Origin of the sequence: Cryobacterium sp. MP_M3, assembly GCF_015752155.1 — a bacterium.
Taxonomy (GTDB): domain Bacteria; phylum Actinomycetota; class Actinomycetes; order Actinomycetales; family Microbacteriaceae; genus Cryobacterium.
Map to the genome: position 1 here is coordinate 34,905 of NZ_JADOVI010000016.1, position 16,628 is coordinate 51,532.

Genomic DNA, 16,628 nt, shown 5'->3' on the forward strand with positions numbered 1-16,628 from the left:
CGACTGTAGTGCCGCGTCCAGGCCGGGCACTGCTAGAGCAGGGCCACGATCTGGCGGGCGATCGTGCGCCCGGCCCGGTGCGCGCCGACCGTGCTCGCCTGGGGTCCATAACCGGCCAGGAAGATGCGCGGGTCGGTCCAGGACGCCCCGCCGCCGACCGAGAGCCCGCCGGCCTTCTCCCGCAGCTTGAGCGAGGAGAGGTGGCGCAGTTCGGGCCGGAACCCGGATGCCCAGATGATCGCGTCGGCCTCGGTGAACGTGTCGTCGGGCCAGCGCACGCCGTTCGACTCGATGGCCGCGAACATCGGCCGGGCCACGAGCAGCCCGCGGTCGATCCCGGCGGCGATCCGGCGGCTGACCGGAACCCCGGTGCCGCTGACGATGCTCGGCAGGGCACGCCCGGCCCTGGCGGCCTCGTCTTGCGCGGCGACCGCGGCCGACGCCCCCTCGAGCTCGAGCAGTTCGGTGTGGATCCAGTCGATCGGGCGCCTGGCCGCCCAACTGAGCTCGGCCGCGACGCCCTCGAGCTCGAGCAGGAACCCGATCGCGCTGGTGCCGCCTCCGACGACCACCACGCGCTGGCCGGCGAATTCGTCGGCGGAGACGTAGCCGGCCGTGTGCAGCTGCCGCCCCGCGAAACGCTCCGCCCCGGGGTAGTGCGGCACGAACGGGGAACCCCAGGTGCCGGTTGCGTTGACGAGGAGCCGGGCCGTGGTGTCCCGGTCGCCGTAGCCCGGCGAGGTCGTCGACACCACGAGGTCCGCCCGGCGGTTGGAGACGGAGCGCACGGTGACCGGCCGCACGACCTTCAGCCCGAAGTGTTCCTCGTACCGGCGGTAGTAGTCCGCCACGACGTCCCGGGCGGGAAGTGAGCGGTCGGCGGTGTCGAAGCTGACGCCGATTTCGCCCATCCCGGGCAGGTCGTTGACCCGGTGTGCGGCGCCGAGGCGCAGGGACCGCCAGCGATGTTGCCAGGCTCCGCCGGCATCCGGGCCGCGGTCGAAGATCACAAAGTCGCGACCAGGACTAAGCTCGAACTTGCGCAGGTAATAGGCCACCGAAAGGCCGGCCTGACCGGCGCCGACGATGACAACGGGTACCGTCGCCTCGTTCGCCATCACACCTCATTCCAGCAGGGTGGCCTGTGAACCGCGTCAGCGGGGGTTCAGGCCCATCATGCTAAACTAGCGGCTAGTTTTCACCATTCCGTTCGGCAACTCCCCGGGTGACTCATTCCTCACTCGGCCTGGCATCGTTAGGGGGTCTCGCATGGGGCGCGGCCGTCAAAAAGCAAAGCACACCAAGGTAGCCCGCGAGCTGAAGTATTTCAGCCCGGACACCAACTACAACGCGCTCGAACGCGAGCTCACGGGGCATCCGGTCGAAGACCCGCGCCTCGATGAGGACCTGGCGAAGTGGCCGGAATATGAGGCATCCAAGCCCGGCAAGGGTGACGAAGACGACGAGCAATACGTCGACACCTACGCGACGGAAGACGAGCAGCGCCGGGCGTGATGCCGCGCGATGCGAAGCATCGCGAAAGGCGGCAGCCCTAAATCCGGCAGCCTCCAGGAGTGCCACGGCGACCGGCGACCCCGACCTCGGCGTATCCCCGCGCCCGGTGACCACCGTCGCCCCCATGCCAACGCAAACCGCCGAGATCCACCTTTTCGGTCGAGACCGACTGGTGCGCGGGGCGGTCTCGACCGAAACGGCAGATCTCGGCGAGGGTGTGAGGGCCCGGCCCGCGTCACTGCGCCTGCCACGCGACCGGGTCAGCCCGCGTAGCCGCCGACCAGGCGCACGGCGCCGCCGTTGACGCCCTTGGCGCCCTGTTCGAAGCCCGACAGGTCGTGTGCCGCGGTCGAGACCCGTCCGGCAACCCAGGCGGGGATGCCGTCGGTGGCCAGGCGCGCGATGACGGATGACGCGGAGCCGGCCGCGACGACCGCGAACATGCCGATCCCCAGGTTCCAGGTGCCCTCGGAGCTCTCAAGGGAGGAGCCGGCCATCTCGCTGAGCACCCGGAAGACGGGCGACGGCGACCAGGTGGACCGGTCGACCTCGACCCAGGAGCCGAGCGGCAGCACACGGGCGAGGTTGGCCGCGATCCCGCCGCCGGTGACGTGGCTGAGCGAGTGCACCGCCCCGGCGAGCTCCGGGTCGGCCAGGACGCTGAGCAAGGGGCCGGTGTAGAGCCGGGTCGGGGTGAGCAGCACCTCGCCGACGACCCCGCCGAGATCAGCGGAGGTGTCGGTGTAGCCGATACCGCGCTGGGCGAGGATGTGACGCACGAGCGAGTACCCGTTGGAGTGCAGCCCGGATGACGCGAGTGCGATGACCACGTCACCCGGCATGACCCGTTCGGCGCCGAGCACCTGGTCGGCCTCGACCACTCCGGTTGCCGCCCCGGCGACGTCATAGTCGTCGGGTCCGAGCAGACCGGGGTGCTCCGCGGTTTCGCCGCCGACGAGGGCTGTTCCGGTTTCGGAGCAGGCGCGGGCGATGCCGGCGACGATGTCCGCGATGCGCTCGGGGACCACCTTCCCGCAGGCGATGTAGTCGGTCATGAACAGCGGGCGGGCGCCCACCACGACGATGTCGTCGACGACCATGCCGACCAGGTCCTGGCCGATCGTGTCGTGCTTGTCGATGGCCTGGGCGATCGCGACCTTGGTGCCCACGCCATCCGTCGACGTCGCCAGCAGCGGGCGACGGTAGGAGGTGAGGAACGACACGTCGTAGAGCCCGGCGAAGCCGCCGAACCCGCCCAGCACCTCGGGGCCGTGGGTCTGGGAGACGGCGGCCTTCATCAGGGAGACGGCGAGGTCGCCGGCCTGGGTGTCTACTCCGGCCGCCGCGTATGAAGCGTTGCTCATTCTTGTCTTCCTGGATCGCCGATCGGGAACACTACCGGTTTTGCTGGGATGCCGCCCTGGGTCGTTGGTTCTCCGGCCGGGGCGCCGGGGCGGCGCGCAGCCGCTTCGAGCAGGGGCTCGTACTCCGCGTCGGGTCCGGGGTCACAGCCGTCGGAACCGGCCGGGCGTTCGAGCAGGTTCTTGCCCAGGTGAAGCGCGTCGGGCAGCGGGATCGGGTAGACCCCGGTGAAGCACGCGGTGCAGAGCTTTTCGCGCGGCTGCTCGGTGGCGGCGATCATGCCCTCAGGGGAGAGGTAACCGAGCGAGTCGGCGCCGATGGCCTGTCGCACCTCGTCGACGCCGAGCCCCGTCGCGATGAGTTCCGCCCGGGAGGCGAAGTCGATGCCGTAGAAGCAGGGCCAGGTGATCGGCGGGCTCGAGATGCGCACGTGCACCTCGGCGGCGCCTGCCTCCCGCAACATGCTGACGAGGGCGCGCTGGGTGTTGCCGCGCACGATCGAATCGTCGACGACGATCAGGCGCTTGCCCTTGATCACGGCCTTGAGCGGGTTGAGCTTGAGCTTGATGCCGCGCTGGCGGATGGTCTCCGACGGCTGGATGAAGGTGCGGCCGACATACGAGTTCTTGACCAGACCCTGGCCGAACGGGATGCCGGACGCCTGCGCGTAGCCGATCGCGGCCGGCGTGCCCGACTCCGGGGTCGGGATGACGAGGTCGGCCTCGACCGGGTACTCCGCGGCGAGGCGGCGGCCCATCTCCACCCGCGCCTCGTGCACCCCGCGGCCCGCGATGGTGGTGTCCGGCCGAGCCAGGTAGACGTATTCGAACACGCAGCCGGCGGGCTTGGACTCGGCGAACCGCTGCGAGCGCAGGCCGTCCTCGTCGATGATGAGCAGTTCGCCCGGTTCGACCTCGCGCACGAAGCTGGCGCCGACGATGTCGAGGGCCGCGGTCTCGGATGCGACCACCCAGCCGCGTTCGAGACGGCCGAGCACCAGCGGGCGCACGCCCTGCGGGTCGCGGGCCGCGTACAACGTGGTTTCGTCCATGAAAACGAGGCAGTACGCGCCGCGCAGCCGCGGCAGCACCTCAAGCGCGGTGGCCTCGAGGGTGTGGTCGAGGTCCCCGGTGAAAAGGGCGGTGATGACGGCGGTGTCCGTCGTGTTGCCGCGGGCGAGTTCACCCTCGACCTTCGGGTAGCGCTCGTGCACGAGCTGGAGCAGCTCGGCCGTGTTGGTCAGGTTGCCGTTGTGGCCGAGGGCGACGGTTCCGCTCGAAGTGCGGCCGAGGGTGGGCTGGGCGTTCTGCCAGCTCGAGGACCCGGTCGTGGAGTACCGGGTGTGGCCGACCGCGATGTGGCCGAGGAGAGTGCTCAGCGCGGCTTCGTTGAAGACCTGCGCGACGAGGCCCATGTCCTTGTAGATGAGGATCTTGGAGCCGTCGCTCGTGGCGATGCCGGCCGATTCCTGACCGCGGTGCTGCAGCGCGTAGAGGCCGAAGTAGCTGAGCTTGGCCACCTCCTCGCCGGGGGCCCAGACGCCGAAGACGCCACAGGCATCCTGCGGCCCCTTCTCACCCGGGAGAAGGTCATGACCTAGAAGTCCGTCGCCACCAGCCAAATCGAAGCCTCTTAACTGTCTTTACTCTGAGTTGCCGCTGGAATTCGGGGAGTCGGATGGAGCATCCGGAGCCTCCTGGCCGCTCGGACCATAGGCGCCCAGTCTATCGACGACGACCGTGGTGGCCGAGCGGCCGGTGACCCGGTCGACGACCATGGCGGCTACGGCGCCGACGGTGACGCCGGCCACGACCCCCGCGAGCAGCAGGAATCCGAAGACCTGGCTGGGCGCGAACTCCGCATTCCCCGGGAAGGAGACGGTGAGCACGAGGGCGAGGATGGCGCCGACGACGGCGCCGAGGATCATGAAGTTGAGGTAGCGCGGCGAGCGCCGCATGGTGACCCGGGTCTGATCGACGAGGATCTCGCCTTCGCCGGACTCCGGGACCTGCTGTTCGGGTTGCTCGGCTGAACTCACCCGTCTATTCTCGCACGCGCGCCGGGGCCATCGGCTGGCTTTTCGCGGTCGCTGGCAGACTGGGCAGATGAACAGGATTGCGGTGCTCGGAAGCGCGAACATGGACCTCGTCGTGCGGCAGCCCCGCCCGGCGAACCCCGGGGAGACGATCATCGGCTCCGCCTTCATGACCGTGCCGGGCGGCAAGGGCCTGAACCAGGCGGTCGCCGCAGCCCGGCTCGGTGCCTCGGTCGACTTCCTCGGCGCGGTCGGAACGGATGCCTACGGCTCGGAGCTGCGCGCGCTGCTGGGCTCGGAGGGCATCCGCACGTCGGGTCTCGACACGGCGCCGGGGGCGACCGGGACCGCCCATGTCGCCGTCGTGGACTCCGGCGAGAACTCGATCGTCGTCGTGCCGGGTGCCAACGCGACGGTGACGGGACTGTCGGAGGCGCAGCGGGAGACGATCGGCGGGGCGTCCCATCTCCTGGTGCAGTGCGAGCTGCCGGTTTCCACACTCGTGGCCGGCGTCGCCGCCGCGCGGGCGGCCGGAGTGTTCACCGTGTTCACGCCGGCGCCGGTCGTGCCGCTTCCGGACGGGTTCCTCGCCGGGGTGGACCTGGTCGTGCCCAACCGCCTGGAATCGGCGGCGCTCACGGGCGAGAGCGACCCGGTGCGCGCGGCCGAGGTCCTCAGCGCGGGCCGCACCTGGGCCATCGTCACCCTCGGCGCGGAGGGCTGCGTCGTCGCCTTCGACGGCAGCGTGCTCGGGCTCGCCCCCGCGCGCCCGGTGCGGGCGGTCGACACGACCGCCGCCGGGGACACCTTCGTCGGCGCACTCGTCGCGCGACTGGCGGCCGGCTCGGACCGCGCGAGTGCTGCCGGCGTGGATGCGCGTGCCGGCACCGGCTCAGGCGTGAGTGCCGTTGGGGGCGCGGGGCCCGCCGCCGTCAGCGAGGCGGAGATGATCGACGCGGTGCGCTGGGCGACCGTTGCCTCGTCCCTGTCGGTCACCCGGCCCGGTGCCACGAGTTCGATGCCGACCCTGGCCGAGGTCACCGCGATCCTCCGCTGAGTGCGCCGCGTCCCGACGGCGCCTGGCGCCTACCCCCGCCGAGATCTGCCGTTTCGGTCGAAACCGACCGGTGCACGGGTCGGGTTTGACCGAAACGGTAGATCTCGGCGCCACCGGGCCGGGTCACCCGGGCCGGGGCACCCGGGCTCGGGCAACCGGGCCGGCCGCGCCCCGCCGCAACTAGCCGAGCGGGAGCGGGAGGTGCGCGGCGAGGTCGGCCCGCTGGCCGGAGGCGTGGATGCGCCCGGTCGCGAGGCCGTCGACCCAGGAGAGCGACCCGGTGGCGAGGGAGAGCCAGGTGGCGGCATCCGTCTCGACCACGTTGGGCGGGGTGCCGCGGGTGTGCCGGGGACCGGCGATGCACTGCACGGCCCCGAACGGCGGCACGCGCACCTCGAGGGTGTTGCCGTTGGCCTCCTCGGAGAGCAGCTGCAGGGTGTAGCGCACGGCGAGGGCACGGATGTCCCGGCTCGCCCCGGCCGCATCCGCCACGTAGCTGCGCACCGCCGCGCGTCCCACTCCGTCGTCGATCCTCGCCTTGGCCATCCCCCCATTCTGCCGTCCCCACCCCACAACCGCGCCCGCCACCCGCGGGCGCGTCATCCGGTAGCCTGAACCGGTGAGAATTCTGGTCCTCGGTTCCGGTGCCCGCGAGCACGCCATCATCACCGCCCTGCTCCGAGAGGAGCCGGCCCACGAGGTCGTCGCCGCACCCGGCAACGCCGGGATCGCCAGGGACGTGCCGGTCGTTCCGCTCGATCCGACCGACCCGGAGCAGGTCACCAACTACGCCAACCTGAACGGTGTCGACCTCGTCGTGATCGGCCCGGAGGCTCCGCTCGTGGCCGGCGTCGCCGACGCGTTGCGCGCCCACGGGATCCCCGTGTTCGGCCCGGGCAAGGCCGCCGCGGCCCTCGAAGGCAGCAAGACCTTCGCCAAACGCATCATGGAAGCGGCCGGGGTGCCGACCGGCCGCGCCGTGCGCGCGGGCACGCTCGCCGAGGCGACGGCGGCACTCGACGAATTCGGCTCGCCCTACGTGGTCAAGGCCGACGGACTCGCCGCCGGAAAGGGCGTGCTCGTCACCGAGGACCGCCCCGCGGCCCTCGCCCATGCCACGCACTGGCTGCAGCACGGCAGCGTGTTGATCGAGGAGTTCCTCGACGGGCAGGAGGTCTCGCTCTTCCTGCTCAGCGACGGCCACACTGTACTCCCCCTCTCCCCCGCCCAGGACTACAAGCGCCTCGGCGACGGCGACGCCGGCCCGAACACCGGTGGGATGGGCGCCTACTCCCCGCTGCCCTGGCTCGACGCCCGGTTCGGCAGCGAACAGGCCTTCGTCGACGAGGTCATCGAGACCATCGCCCTGCCCACCGTGCGCCGCCTCGCCGCCGAGGACACCCCGTTCATCGGGCTGCTCTACTGCGGCCTCATTCTGACGGATGCCGGCATCCGCGTGATCGAATTCAACGCCCGCTTCGGCGACCCCGAGACCCAGGTCGTGCTGCCCCGGCTCGTCACCCCGCTGTCCGGACTGCTGCTGGCTGCGTCCACCGGCGCGCTCGGCGGCCTGGCCCGCCCGGTGTTCTCGGCCGACGCCTGCGTCACGGTCGTGCTCGCGAGCGAGAACTACCCGGATGCCCCCGTCACCGGGCGCCCGCTGGCCGGCCTCGACGCGGCATCCGCCGTGCCCGGCGTCACGATCGCGCACGCGGCGACCGCCGTGATCGACGACGTGCTCGTCTCCACCGGCGGGCGCGTGCTCAGCGTCGTCGCGGTCGGCGCCGGCTTCGCCGAGGCCCGAGCCCGCGCCTACGACGCCCTCGCCCTGATCACCCTCGAGGGCGCCCAGTACCGCACCGACATCGCCGCCCGCGTCGCCGGCTGACACCGTGCGAGAGAATGAAGCCGTGACCTCACCCGACCAGCCCTCGACATCCGCCCCCCTCGACCTGCCGGGCTGGCGCCACGCCTATTCGGGCAAGGTGCGCGACCTGTACGTTCCCGCCGGGGCGAACCCGGATGCCCCTGTTGACCTGGCCACCGCCACCCGGGTGCTCGTCGTCGCCAGCGACCGCGTCAGCGCCTTCGACCACGTGCTCGAGCCCGGCATCCCCGGCAAGGGCGAACTGCTCACCACGCTCAGCCTGTGGTGGTTCGACCAGCTCGCGGGCATCCCCAATCACCTCGTTCCCGACCACACCGTGAACGGGGTCGTGACGAGCCTCATCCCCGCCGCGGTCGCCGGCCGGGCGATGCTCTGCAAAACCCTGGACATGTTCCCCATCGAATGCGTCGTGCGCGGCTACCTGACCGGCTCCGGCTGGAAGGAATACCTGGCCAGCCAGACCGTGTGCGGCATCCCGCTGCCCGCCGGGCTGCAGAACGGCGACCGGCTGCCCGAACCGATCTACACCCCCGCCTGGAAAGCGCCGATGGGCGAGCACGACGAGAACATCTCGTTCGAGCGCACCGTCGACCTGGTCGGCGAGCCGGTCGCGATCGAACTTCGCCGGCTCTCGCTCGAGATCTTCGGTCAGGCCTCCGTCATTGCCGAGAAGGCCGGCGTCATCCTCGCCGACACGAAGTTCGAGTTCGGCGCCGACCGCGTCACCGGCGTCATCACCCTCGCCGACGAGGTGCTCACCAGCGACTCTAGCCGTTACTGGGACGCCGCCCTGTGGCGCTCCGGCAGCACGCCCGAGCAACGGATGGCCAGCTTCGACAAGCAGATCGTGCGCGACTGGCTCGCCGCCCACTGGGACCAGACCGGCACCCCGCCCGCCCTGCCGGAGGACATCATCGCGCGCACCTCCGCCCGCTACCTGGAGTTGCTCGAGCGGCTCACCCACGCCGGGCTCGCCGCGAAGGGCTGACACCCGCCGCGGGCACCCGGGCCGGCCCGGCGCCGGGCCGGCGCCCGCGTCTCGGGGAGTCACGCCCGCCCGCCCGCTGCCGCGAAAATGTTACGCTCCCGGCATGCGAATCAAGATGTGCAGTGTCCACGTGAACGATCCCTCGGCCGCGTTCGACTTCTACACGTCCGTCCTCGGATTCGAGGAACTGCTGACCATGCCCGAACACCAGCTCTACATCGTCAAGTCCCGTGAAGACCCCGACGGCGTCGGGCTGCTGCTCGAGCCGAGCGACAACAAGATCTCCACGAAGTACGCCCAGGGGCTGCGCGCCCTCGGCCTGCCCGTGATCGTGCTCGGCTCCCCCGATGTTCGCGCGGACTACGACCGGCTCACCGCCCTCGGGGTGCGCTTCACCAGCGAGCCGATCACGGATGCCTCCGGCACCTCGGTGCTCTTCGACGACACCTGCGGCAACCTGGTCCAGCTCCACCAGGACTGAGCGCCCCGGCCAGGACTGAGGATCTCCACCAGGACGCAGCGCCGCGGGGTGCGCCCCCGAACGGGGCATTCCGGAATACCGGCTGGCCGGCATCCGTTTGAGCAATTGTGAGCCACTCTGCGAACGACTTCCTTCCCGCCTCCACCGGAATGGGCGCGGTGACCCTCCGGGTGGGCAACCTCGACGCCATGATCGCGTACTACCGGGATGCGGTCACCCTCACCCTGCTCAGCCAGCACGGCGCCGTCGCCGTGCTCGGCCGCGGCAGCACGCCGATCGTGATCCTGCAGCACTCCCCCGAGCTCGCCGCTGCCGAGCCGCGCTCGAGCGGGCTGTTCCACACCGCGATCCTCTTCGACACCCAGGCGCAGCTCGCCGCGGCCGTCTACTCGGTCGGCACCAAGCATCCGGGCACGTTCACCGGCAGCGCCGACCACCTGGTCAGCCAGGCCTTCTACTTCACCGACCCGGAGGGCAACGGGATCGAACTGTACTGGGACCGCGACCGCACGGCGTGGAGCTGGTCGCACGGCCAGGTCGAGATGGCCACCCTCTACCTCGACCCGAACGAGTTCATCGGCGAGCACCTCACCGAGGCCGGCCAGGCTGACCCCTCCGCGGGCAACGCCATCGTCGGGCACGTGCACCTCTCCGTCGGCGACGTGGCCACGGCCCGCCGGTTCTACGTGGACCAGCTCGGCTTCGAGGCGACGGCGTCGCTCGGCGGCGCGGCCCTGTTCGTGTCCGCGGGCGGCTACCACCACCACATGGCGATGAACACCTGGAACAGTGCCGGCGCCGGCAAGCGCCGGCTCGCGCTCGGGCTGGGCGAGGTGGACATCATCCTGCCGACCGTCGACGACATCGGCGCCCTCGATGAACGGATGAGCCACTTCGGCGCCCAGACCCGCCACGACGGGCAGACCCTCGACTTCGACGACCCGTGGGGCAACCGGATCGTCGTCCGCGCACGGCGCGCCGCGGCGTAAAGCGGCGGCCCCACCCCGGCAGCCTGACCCCCGGACTGCGACCCCCAGCCACCGGACGCCCCGCCGAGATCTGCCCTTCCGGTCGAACCCGACCGGTGCGCGGGTCGGGCTCGACCGGAAGGGTGGAAGTCGGCGAGAAGTTCAGGCCACGGATGCCGCGGATGCCGCTGCGACCGCTGCGGGCCCCACTGACGCAGCGGGCCCTGACTCCGCGGGCTCCGACTCAGCGGGCTCCGACTCAGCGGGCTCCGACTCAGCGGGCTCCGACTCCGCGGGCTCGACCGGCTCGTCGGGAAGGCCGTTCCGCTGGGCGACCTCGCCCAGCCAGGCCAGGCTCGGCTTCGGGGTGCGCACGAACGTCTCCCGGTCGACCGCGATCAGGCCGAAGGTCGGCCGGAATCCGCTGGCCCACTCGTAGTTGTCCAAGGCGCTCCAGTGCAGGTAACCGAGCACCTCCACGCCGTCCTCCATGGCAGAGCGCAACCCGCGGAGCGCGCCGTCGGTGTAGGCGATCCGGCGGGTGTCGTCGGCAGTCGCGATGCCGTTCTCGGTGACCATGACCGGCACGTGCCCGCTCAGCTCCCAGGCCGCGCGCACGCCCTGCCCGAGGGCCGGCGGGTAGTACTCCCACCCGGTCAGGGTGGTCTCGACGTCGTCCCGCACCGGGATGGGGCCGTCCGGTCCGATGAACGTGCGGGTGTACGCCTGCACGCCGATGAAGTCGTCCCCGCGGGCGTTCTCGAGGTACCAGTCGTCGCTCGGGTAGCCGTACTCGTGCAGCTTCTCGTCGGCGCCGGGCTCACCGGTCGACTGGAAGGCCTGGGTGGCGACGGTCCAGCCCGACTTCAGCCCGCTGACCGAGGACAGCACCTCGCGGGAGCGTTTGTGCGACGCGAGCAGGGCATCCGCCACCTGCAGGTCGGACCGGGGCAGCCCGAACGCGACCAGGTTGGCCGCGGTCTCCCCTCCGGCGAGCATCGCCGCGATGTTCGGCTCGTTGATGGTGCAGACGTAGTCGACGCCGTCGGCGACGATCGGCAGCGCCAGCTCGGTGAACCGGGCGAACAGGTCGGGGGCGTCCGGGTTGCGCCAGAAGCCGCGCTCGAACATCCACTGCGGCACGGTGAAGTGCATCAGGGTGACGATGGGGTTCAGCCCGTTCTCCCTGGCGGTGTCGACCATCCGCCGGTAGTGGTCGATCTCGGCCCGGGAGACGCGGCCGGGAGCCGGCTCGATCCGACTCCATTCGATGCTGAACCGGTAGGAGTCCAGCCCGGCGTCGGCGAGCAGCCTCATGTCCTCACCGAAACGGTGGTAGCTGTCCATCGCGTCGCCGCTGGGCTCCACGATCCGGGTGCCGGCGGCGTGTTCCTTCACCCACCAATCGTTGTTGACGTTGTTGCCTTCGACCTGGTGCGCGGCGGTGGCGGCGCCCCAGAGGAATCCTTGGGGAAAACTGGGCACGATAACTCCTTGGTGCAATTGCGGGGGCGGTGACTGGCGGAAAAGTAGGGGCGGATGCCTAGCCGGCGTCGGTGGATCCGGCCGGGCCGGGGCTGGTGGCGGCCCAGAACCCGTCGAGCACGGCCGCGGTGGCGGCGGGGTTCTCGAGCTGTGGCGAGTGGGCGGCGTCCGGGATGACGGCGTACCGCCCGTTGAGGAGCAGCGCCATCGTGCGCTGCCAGTCCTGCGGCCAGGCCGGGTCGGCGGCGCCGTGCGCGACGAGCACGGGGAGCCCGGTCTCCAGCAGTTCCCCGGTGCTGTCGGTCTCGTCGGCGAGGATCCCGGCGCCGGCGATCAGGTTGTCGTCGCTGGTGCGGCCCATCCGCAGCCGGCGGAACGCCTCGTCGGCGGTGAGCTCGGCATCCGCCCGGCCGACGGTGTGCGGGTTGTCCTCGCTCCACCAGCCGTCGGAACCCCGCGTACGGACGATGTCTGCCTCGCGTTCCAGCCTTCCCGCCCAGCCGTGCGGCCCGGAACAGAGCATGGTGAGGTCGGCGAACCTGCCGGGCGACGCGATCGCGGCGGCGCGCGCCACGACCCCGCCGAAGCTGTGGCCCAGCAGGTGCACCGGGCTTCCGGCGCCGACGAGTGCCGCCACGGCGACCACGTCGCCGGCGAAGAGGTCGAGGGTGTAGTTGCCCGGCCCTGAGGGAGCGGCGGAATCGGCCTGGCCACGCTGGCTGAAGCTCCAGGCGTCCCAGCCCCGCTCGGCCAGCAGCGGAAGGAACGCGGTGAAGTCCTCCTTCGAGCCGGTGAAGCCGGGCACGAGCAGCACGACACCGCGGGCCGGACCGGCCGGCCGGGCGCGGATGGCGGTCAGGCGGCCGACTGGGAGGTCGAGGCCCAGGTGGGCGAGCGCATCCGCCGGCGGCACGGGGAGGGTCCCGAACGGGGACACTGCGGGGAACGAGGTGGAGGTGGAGGTCATGAGGGGCTCCGGGGGGAGGTCAGGGAGGTTGGGACTGTGGCTGGGGGTGAGGAAGTTGGGACTGTGGCTGGGGGTGAGGAAGTTGGGACTGTGGCTGGGGGTCGCAGTCCCTTTTTTGAGGATTCCTGGGGGTGACGGCTGCCGCCTTTCGCGCCGCTTCGCGGCGCGGGGATCGCGTCGAGCAGTCGGATCGTGTACTCATCCTGCGGATTCTGCAGCACGGTCGCGGTGCGGCCCTCCTCGACCACCGACCCCTTGTTGAGCACCATGATCTGGTCGGTGACGAGCCGGGCGCTGAGCAGGTCGTGGGTGATGTAGAGCATGCTCACCCCCCAGGTTTCGCGCAGGCTGTCGAGCAGGGCGAGCACTCCGGCGCGCAGGGACACGTCGAGCATCGACACCGGCTCGTCGGCGATGATCACCTGAGGGTCGCTGGCGAGCGCCCGGGCGATCACGACGCGCTGCCGTTGCCCACCGGAGAGCTGGTGCGGGAGCCGGGCGGCGAACTGCTCGACGGGGGTCAGCCCCACGGTTTCGAGCAGTTCCAGCACGCGGCGGCGGGCGTCCCGGCCGCGCAGCGACGAGTAGTTGAGCACCGGCCGGGTGAGCGCATATTCGACCGTGTGCAGGGGGTTCAGGGCGGCGTACGGGTCCTGGAACACCATCTGCACCTCGGTGTGCAGCCGTTTCAGCTGCCGGCGCCTGATCGTGTCGATCCGCAGATCACCGAAGGTGATGGTGCCGCTGGTCGGATGCTCGACGCCCGTGATCAGCTTGGCGATCGTGCTCTTGCCGCTGCCGCTCGCGCCGACGAGCGCCATCGAGGCGCCCGGCTCGAGAGTGAAGGACACGTCGTTGACCGCGGTCACGGGCTGGTCGCGGCGGCTGGGCCGCGGGTAGACCTTGGAGACGCCGGAGACGACGATCGACTCCCGGGCGGCCCTGCCCTCGCGCTTCCGCACTGTCACGGCGGTCGGGGCGCTCGGGGCCGGCTCGCCGACCGGGGTCTCGACCGGCTCGCCCTGCGACTCGACCGGCTCGCCCTGCGACTCAACCGGCTCGCCCACGGGGGCTCCCCCGGCAACGGCCTGAGCGACATCCGTCGCCCGCTCGGTGCCGCGGGAGGCGAGCCCCGGCACCTCGACGACGGCAGCGCGGGGGTCGCCGTAGTGGCTGAGCAGCATCCGGGTGTACGGATGCTGCGGCGCGGCCAGGATCTCCGCGGCGGTGGCGTCCTCCACGATCAGCCCGTCGTGCATGACCATGACCCGCTCGGTGACCTCGAGCACCATGCCGAGGTCGTGGCTGATCAGCACCGCGGTGAACCGCTCCGATTTCTGCAGTTCCCGGATGGTGTCCATCACGGCATGCTGCACGAGCACGTCGAGCGCGGTGGTCGGTTCGTCGAAGACCATCAGGCGCGGTTCGAGGGAGAGGGCCAGCGCGATCGAGACGCGCTGGCGCATCCCTCCGCTCAGCTCACCGGAGAACCTGTCGAGCACGCTCGCGGGCAACTGGACCTTGCCGACGAGTTCGGCCGCCCTGGCCTCCCGGTCCCGGGTGGAGACGTGGCCGTGGGCGGCGAAGATGTCGAAGAAGTGATTGCGGATGCTGCGCACCGGGTTCAGCGCGTTCATCCCCGACTGCAGCACCATGGCGAAGCCGCCGTGCCGCTGCACCCGCAGCTGGCTGGGGGTCAGGCCGGCGATGTCGACGCCGTCGAAGATGATGCTGCCGGCGGAGACGCGGGCCGGGGGCCTGGACAGCCCGGTCAGCGCGAAGCCCAGGGTGGACTTGCCTGACCCCGACTCGCCGACCAGCCCGACGAAGTCGCCCTGTTCGAGGTCGAAGGAGACCGCCTTGACGGCGGGCACCGGCTCGGCGCCGTTCGGTTCGTAGACGACGGACAGGCCTTGCACACTGACGAGGCTCATCGTGTTGCTCCTTCCCGGAGGCGCGGATTGCTCAGCCCGTCGACGCCGAAGTTGATCAGGCTCATCGAGGTGGCGAGCAGGGAGATGCAGAGGCCTGGGGCGAAGAGGAGCACCCACTGGCCGGTGAGGAGGGCGTTGCTGTTCTGGGCCCAGAAGAGCATCGTGCCCCAGCTCACAGTGGTCGAGTCGCCCAGGCCGAGGAACTCGAGACCGGCCTCGGCGAGGATCGCCGCGGTCGACGCGCCGAAGAAGCTCCCGACGATGAGCGAGGTCATGTTCGGCAGGATCTCCCGGAACACGATCCGGGCCGGGCTCTCCCCGCTGAAAACGGCGGCCGTGACGAAGTCTCGGGAGCGGAGCGACTGGGTCTGCGAGCGGAGCACGCGCGCGCCCCAGGCCCAGCCGGTGATCACGACGACGAGCACGATCATGCCGATCCCGCCGTTCTGGAGGTACGCGGCGATCACGATCATCAGCGGGAGTGCCGGGATCACGAGGAACAGGTTGACGATGAAGTTGATCACGTCGCCGGCGAGGCCGCGCAGGTACCCCCAGCTCAGTCCGATCAGCACGGCGATGATGGTCGAGAGCAGCCCGGCGACGAAGCCGACGAACACGGAGACGCGGGCGCCGTAGATGATCTGGGAGAGCACGTCCTGGCCGGCGGCCGTGGTGCCCAGCCAGTGCGCCGCGCTCATGTCCTCGCTGCGGTCGAAGCTGTTGTCGGTCGCGCCGTAGGGGGCGAGGAGCGGGGCGAACACGGCCAGGAGCACGAAGACGCCGAGCAGCGCCACCCCGATCCGGGCCTTGGGCACACTCCAGATGGTGAGGAACGCCCGCAGGATGACGCGCAACGGGTTGGCCCCGGCGTCGTGGTTCCCCTGGCTGATCGTCTTCACCGCGGAGGTGGTCGGTCTGGTCGGTCGGGTCGTGCCGGTGGGGGTCATCGTCGTGTCCTCGGGTCCAGGATGCCGTACAAGATATCGACAATGAAGTTGGCCAGGAGCACGCTGATCGTGATGATCAGGAAGAGCGCCTGCATGAGCGGGAAGTCCTGGTTGACCACCGCGGTGTAGAGCAGGTAGCCGACCCCGGGGTAGCTGAACACCCGCTCGACCAGGAGCGAGCCGCCCACCACACCGCCGAGCGCGAGCCCGAACGAGGTGAGATTCGGCAGGATGGCGTTGCGGGCCGCGTAGCGGATGGCGACGGTGCGCGGGTGCAGGCCGTTGGCCTCCGCGAAGGTCACGTAGTCGTCGCCGAGGGTGTTGATCATGGTGCTGCGCATGCCGAGGATCCAGCCGCCGAGCGAGGTGATCAGGATCGTCGTCGCCGGCAGGATGGAGTGGTAGAGGGCATCGAGCAGGAACGTGCCGGTGAGCTCGGGGGTGGCCGCGCTTCCGTAGGCCCCGGAGGTGGGAAACCAGCCGGCGACGTAGCCGAGGAAGAACAGCAGCAGCAGGGCGGTCCAGAAGTACGGGAACGCGCTGGCGAAGGTGCCGCCCACGGTGGGCAGGGTGTCCAGCCAGGTGCCGCGCTTCCACGCGGCGAGCACGCCGAGCAGGGTGCCGCAGATGAAGGCGACGATCGTGACGAACCCGACGAGCACCAGGGTCCACGGGAGCGCGGTGCCGACCAGGCTCGCGACGCTCTGCGGGAAGAATGTGTACGACACTCCGAAGTCGAAGTGCACGACGTTGTTCAGGTACTGCAGGTACTGGTCCCAGGCGCTGCCGGTCGGCACGCCCAGCTGGGCCTCGATGGCGGCCCTGGTCGACGGGCTGACCGGGCCGTTCTGGGCGAGTTTGGCGATCGCGGCATCCGCCGGGGAGCCCGGCATGAGTCGGGGGAGGAGGAAGTTCAGCGTGACTGCGGCCCACAGGGTGAGCAGGAGCAGGCCGACCTTGCCCAGCAGATAGCGCACGGGTCGTTCCTTTCGAGTCTGGAC

Annotated in this window: 16 protein-coding genes; 6 read left to right on the forward strand and 10 right to left on the reverse strand. The window is 70.7% G+C overall.

What is annotated here, in order from left to right; genetic code table 11:
- Positions 1-32: 32 nt before the first annotated feature.
- On the reverse strand, positions 33-1,118 hold the full coding sequence (locus tag IWX89_RS15425) for an NAD(P)-binding domain-containing protein (RefSeq protein ID WP_196904426.1): 1,086 nt from the start codon (positions 1,116-1,118) through the stop codon (positions 33-35).
- Positions 1,119-1,269: 151 nt separating this feature from the next.
- Here IWX89_RS15425 and IWX89_RS15430 point away from each other — a divergent pair, with 151 nt between their 5' ends.
- Entirely contained in the window at positions 1,270-1,515 is a 246-nt protein-coding gene (locus tag IWX89_RS15430; RefSeq protein WP_134522745.1) for a DUF3073 domain-containing protein, read from the forward strand.
- Between the two features lie 260 nt (positions 1,516-1,775).
- Here the strand turns inward: IWX89_RS15430 and purM are convergent, their stop codons facing one another.
- Genes purM through IWX89_RS15445 form a run of 3 tightly spaced genes read right to left on the reverse strand, consistent with a single transcriptional unit; the run spans position 1,776 to position 4,915 of the window.
- On the reverse strand, positions 1,776-2,879 hold the full coding sequence (gene purM, locus IWX89_RS15435) for a phosphoribosylformylglycinamidine cyclo-ligase (RefSeq protein ID WP_196904427.1): 1,104 nt from the start codon (positions 2,877-2,879) through the stop codon (positions 1,776-1,778).
- On the reverse strand, positions 2,876-4,498 hold the full coding sequence (gene purF, locus IWX89_RS15440) for an amidophosphoribosyltransferase (RefSeq protein WP_231383377.1): 1,623 nt from the start codon (positions 4,496-4,498) through the stop codon (positions 2,876-2,878). Before purF ends, purM begins: the two co-directional genes overlap by 4 nt.
- Positions 4,499-4,519: 21 nt before the next feature.
- Entirely contained in the window at positions 4,520-4,915 is a 396-nt protein-coding gene (locus IWX89_RS15445; protein WP_196904428.1) for a hypothetical protein, read from the reverse strand.
- Positions 4,916-4,982: 67 nt separating this feature from the next.
- On the opposite strand from IWX89_RS15445, the gene IWX89_RS15450 reads away from it, so the two are divergent.
- On the forward strand, positions 4,983-5,969 hold the full coding sequence (locus tag IWX89_RS15450) for a ribokinase (RefSeq protein ID WP_196904429.1): 987 nt from the start codon (positions 4,983-4,985) through the stop codon (positions 5,967-5,969).
- 180 nt (positions 5,970-6,149) lie between these two features.
- Here IWX89_RS15450 and IWX89_RS15455 read toward each other — a convergent pair whose 3' ends face one another.
- Positions 6,150-6,515 (reverse strand): sterol carrier family protein, encoded by a 366-nt coding sequence (locus IWX89_RS15455; protein ID WP_196904430.1) that lies wholly within the window; start codon positions 6,513-6,515, stop codon positions 6,150-6,152.
- Between the two features lie 73 nt (positions 6,516-6,588).
- Between IWX89_RS15455 and purD the strand changes: the two genes are divergently transcribed.
- The 4 genes from purD (at position 6,589) to IWX89_RS15475 (ending at position 10,315) form a co-directional block, all read left to right on the forward strand.
- Positions 6,589-7,857: a phosphoribosylamine--glycine ligase gene (gene purD / locus IWX89_RS15460; RefSeq protein WP_196904431.1), complete on the forward strand. Its 1,269-nt coding sequence runs from the start codon at positions 6,589-6,591 to the stop codon at positions 7,855-7,857.
- Between the two features lie 22 nt (positions 7,858-7,879).
- Positions 7,880-8,845 (forward strand): phosphoribosylaminoimidazolesuccinocarboxamide synthase, encoded by a 966-nt coding sequence (locus IWX89_RS15465; RefSeq protein ID WP_196904432.1) that lies wholly within the window; start codon positions 7,880-7,882, stop codon positions 8,843-8,845.
- A gap of 103 nt (positions 8,846-8,948) precedes the next feature.
- A complete protein-coding gene (locus IWX89_RS15470) occupies positions 8,949-9,326 on the forward strand; it encodes a VOC family protein (protein WP_196904433.1) in 378 nt (125 codons plus the stop codon).
- 149 nt (positions 9,327-9,475) lie between these two features.
- Positions 9,476-10,315: a VOC family protein gene (locus IWX89_RS15475; protein WP_196904468.1), complete on the forward strand. Its 840-nt coding sequence runs from the start codon at positions 9,476-9,478 to the stop codon at positions 10,313-10,315.
- A 141-nt stretch (positions 10,316-10,456) separates the two neighbouring features.
- Here IWX89_RS15475 and IWX89_RS15480 read toward each other — a convergent pair whose 3' ends face one another.
- Genes IWX89_RS15480 through IWX89_RS15500 form a run of 5 tightly spaced genes read right to left on the reverse strand, consistent with a single transcriptional unit; the run spans position 10,457 to position 16,604 of the window.
- Positions 10,457-11,779 (reverse strand): glycoside hydrolase family 1 protein, encoded by a 1,323-nt coding sequence (locus IWX89_RS15480; protein ID WP_196904434.1) that lies wholly within the window; start codon positions 11,777-11,779, stop codon positions 10,457-10,459.
- Between the two features lie 58 nt (positions 11,780-11,837).
- Positions 11,838-12,746, reverse strand: coding sequence for an alpha/beta fold hydrolase (locus IWX89_RS15485; RefSeq protein ID WP_196904435.1), 909 nt, complete (start codon positions 12,744-12,746; stop codon positions 11,838-11,840).
- On the reverse strand, positions 12,743-14,680 hold the full coding sequence (locus IWX89_RS15490) for an ABC transporter ATP-binding protein (RefSeq protein ID WP_196904436.1): 1,938 nt from the start codon (positions 14,678-14,680) through the stop codon (positions 12,743-12,745). Before IWX89_RS15490 ends, IWX89_RS15485 begins: the two co-directional genes overlap by 4 nt.
- Positions 14,677-15,627 carry an ABC transporter permease gene (locus tag IWX89_RS15495; protein WP_196904437.1) on the reverse strand — a complete coding sequence of 317 codons (951 nt, stop codon included), beginning with the start codon at positions 15,625-15,627 and terminating at the stop codon, positions 14,677-14,679. The genes IWX89_RS15490 and IWX89_RS15495 overlap by 4 nt, the downstream gene beginning before the upstream one ends.
- The gene (locus IWX89_RS15500) at positions 15,624-16,604 is read right to left on the reverse strand and encodes an ABC transporter permease (protein ID WP_196904438.1); all 981 of its coding nucleotides are present in this window, start codon (positions 16,602-16,604) and stop codon (positions 15,624-15,626) included. Before IWX89_RS15500 ends, IWX89_RS15495 begins: the two co-directional genes overlap by 4 nt.
- Positions 16,605-16,628 lie beyond the last annotated feature (24 nt).

Coding starts and splice junctions, on each gene's coding strand:
- IWX89_RS15425 (WP_196904426.1), bottom strand. CDS start 1,118: ATGGCGAACGAGGCGACGGTACCCGTTGTCATCGTCGGCGCCGGTCAG.
- IWX89_RS15430 (WP_134522745.1), top strand. CDS start 1,270: ATGGGGCGCGGCCGTCAAAAAGCAAAGCACACCAAGGTAGCCCGCGAG.
- purM (WP_196904427.1), bottom strand. CDS start 2,879: ATGAGCAACGCTTCATACGCGGCGGCCGGAGTAGACACCCAGGCCGGC.
- IWX89_RS15450 (WP_196904429.1), top strand. CDS start 4,983: ATGAACAGGATTGCGGTGCTCGGAAGCGCGAACATGGACCTCGTCGTG.
- IWX89_RS15455 (WP_196904430.1), bottom strand. CDS start 6,515: ATGGCCAAGGCGAGGATCGACGACGGAGTGGGACGCGCGGCGGTGCGC.
- IWX89_RS15470 (WP_196904433.1), top strand. CDS start 8,949: ATGCGAATCAAGATGTGCAGTGTCCACGTGAACGATCCCTCGGCCGCG.
- IWX89_RS15475 (WP_196904468.1), top strand. CDS start 9,476: ATGGGCGCGGTGACCCTCCGGGTGGGCAACCTCGACGCCATGATCGCG.
- IWX89_RS15485 (WP_196904435.1), bottom strand. CDS start 12,746: ATGACCTCCACCTCCACCTCGTTCCCCGCAGTGTCCCCGTTCGGGACC.
- IWX89_RS15490 (WP_196904436.1), bottom strand. CDS start 14,680: ATGAGCCTCGTCAGTGTGCAAGGCCTGTCCGTCGTCTACGAACCGAAC.
- IWX89_RS15495 (WP_196904437.1), bottom strand. CDS start 15,627: ATGACCCCCACCGGCACGACCCGACCGACCAGACCGACCACCTCCGCG.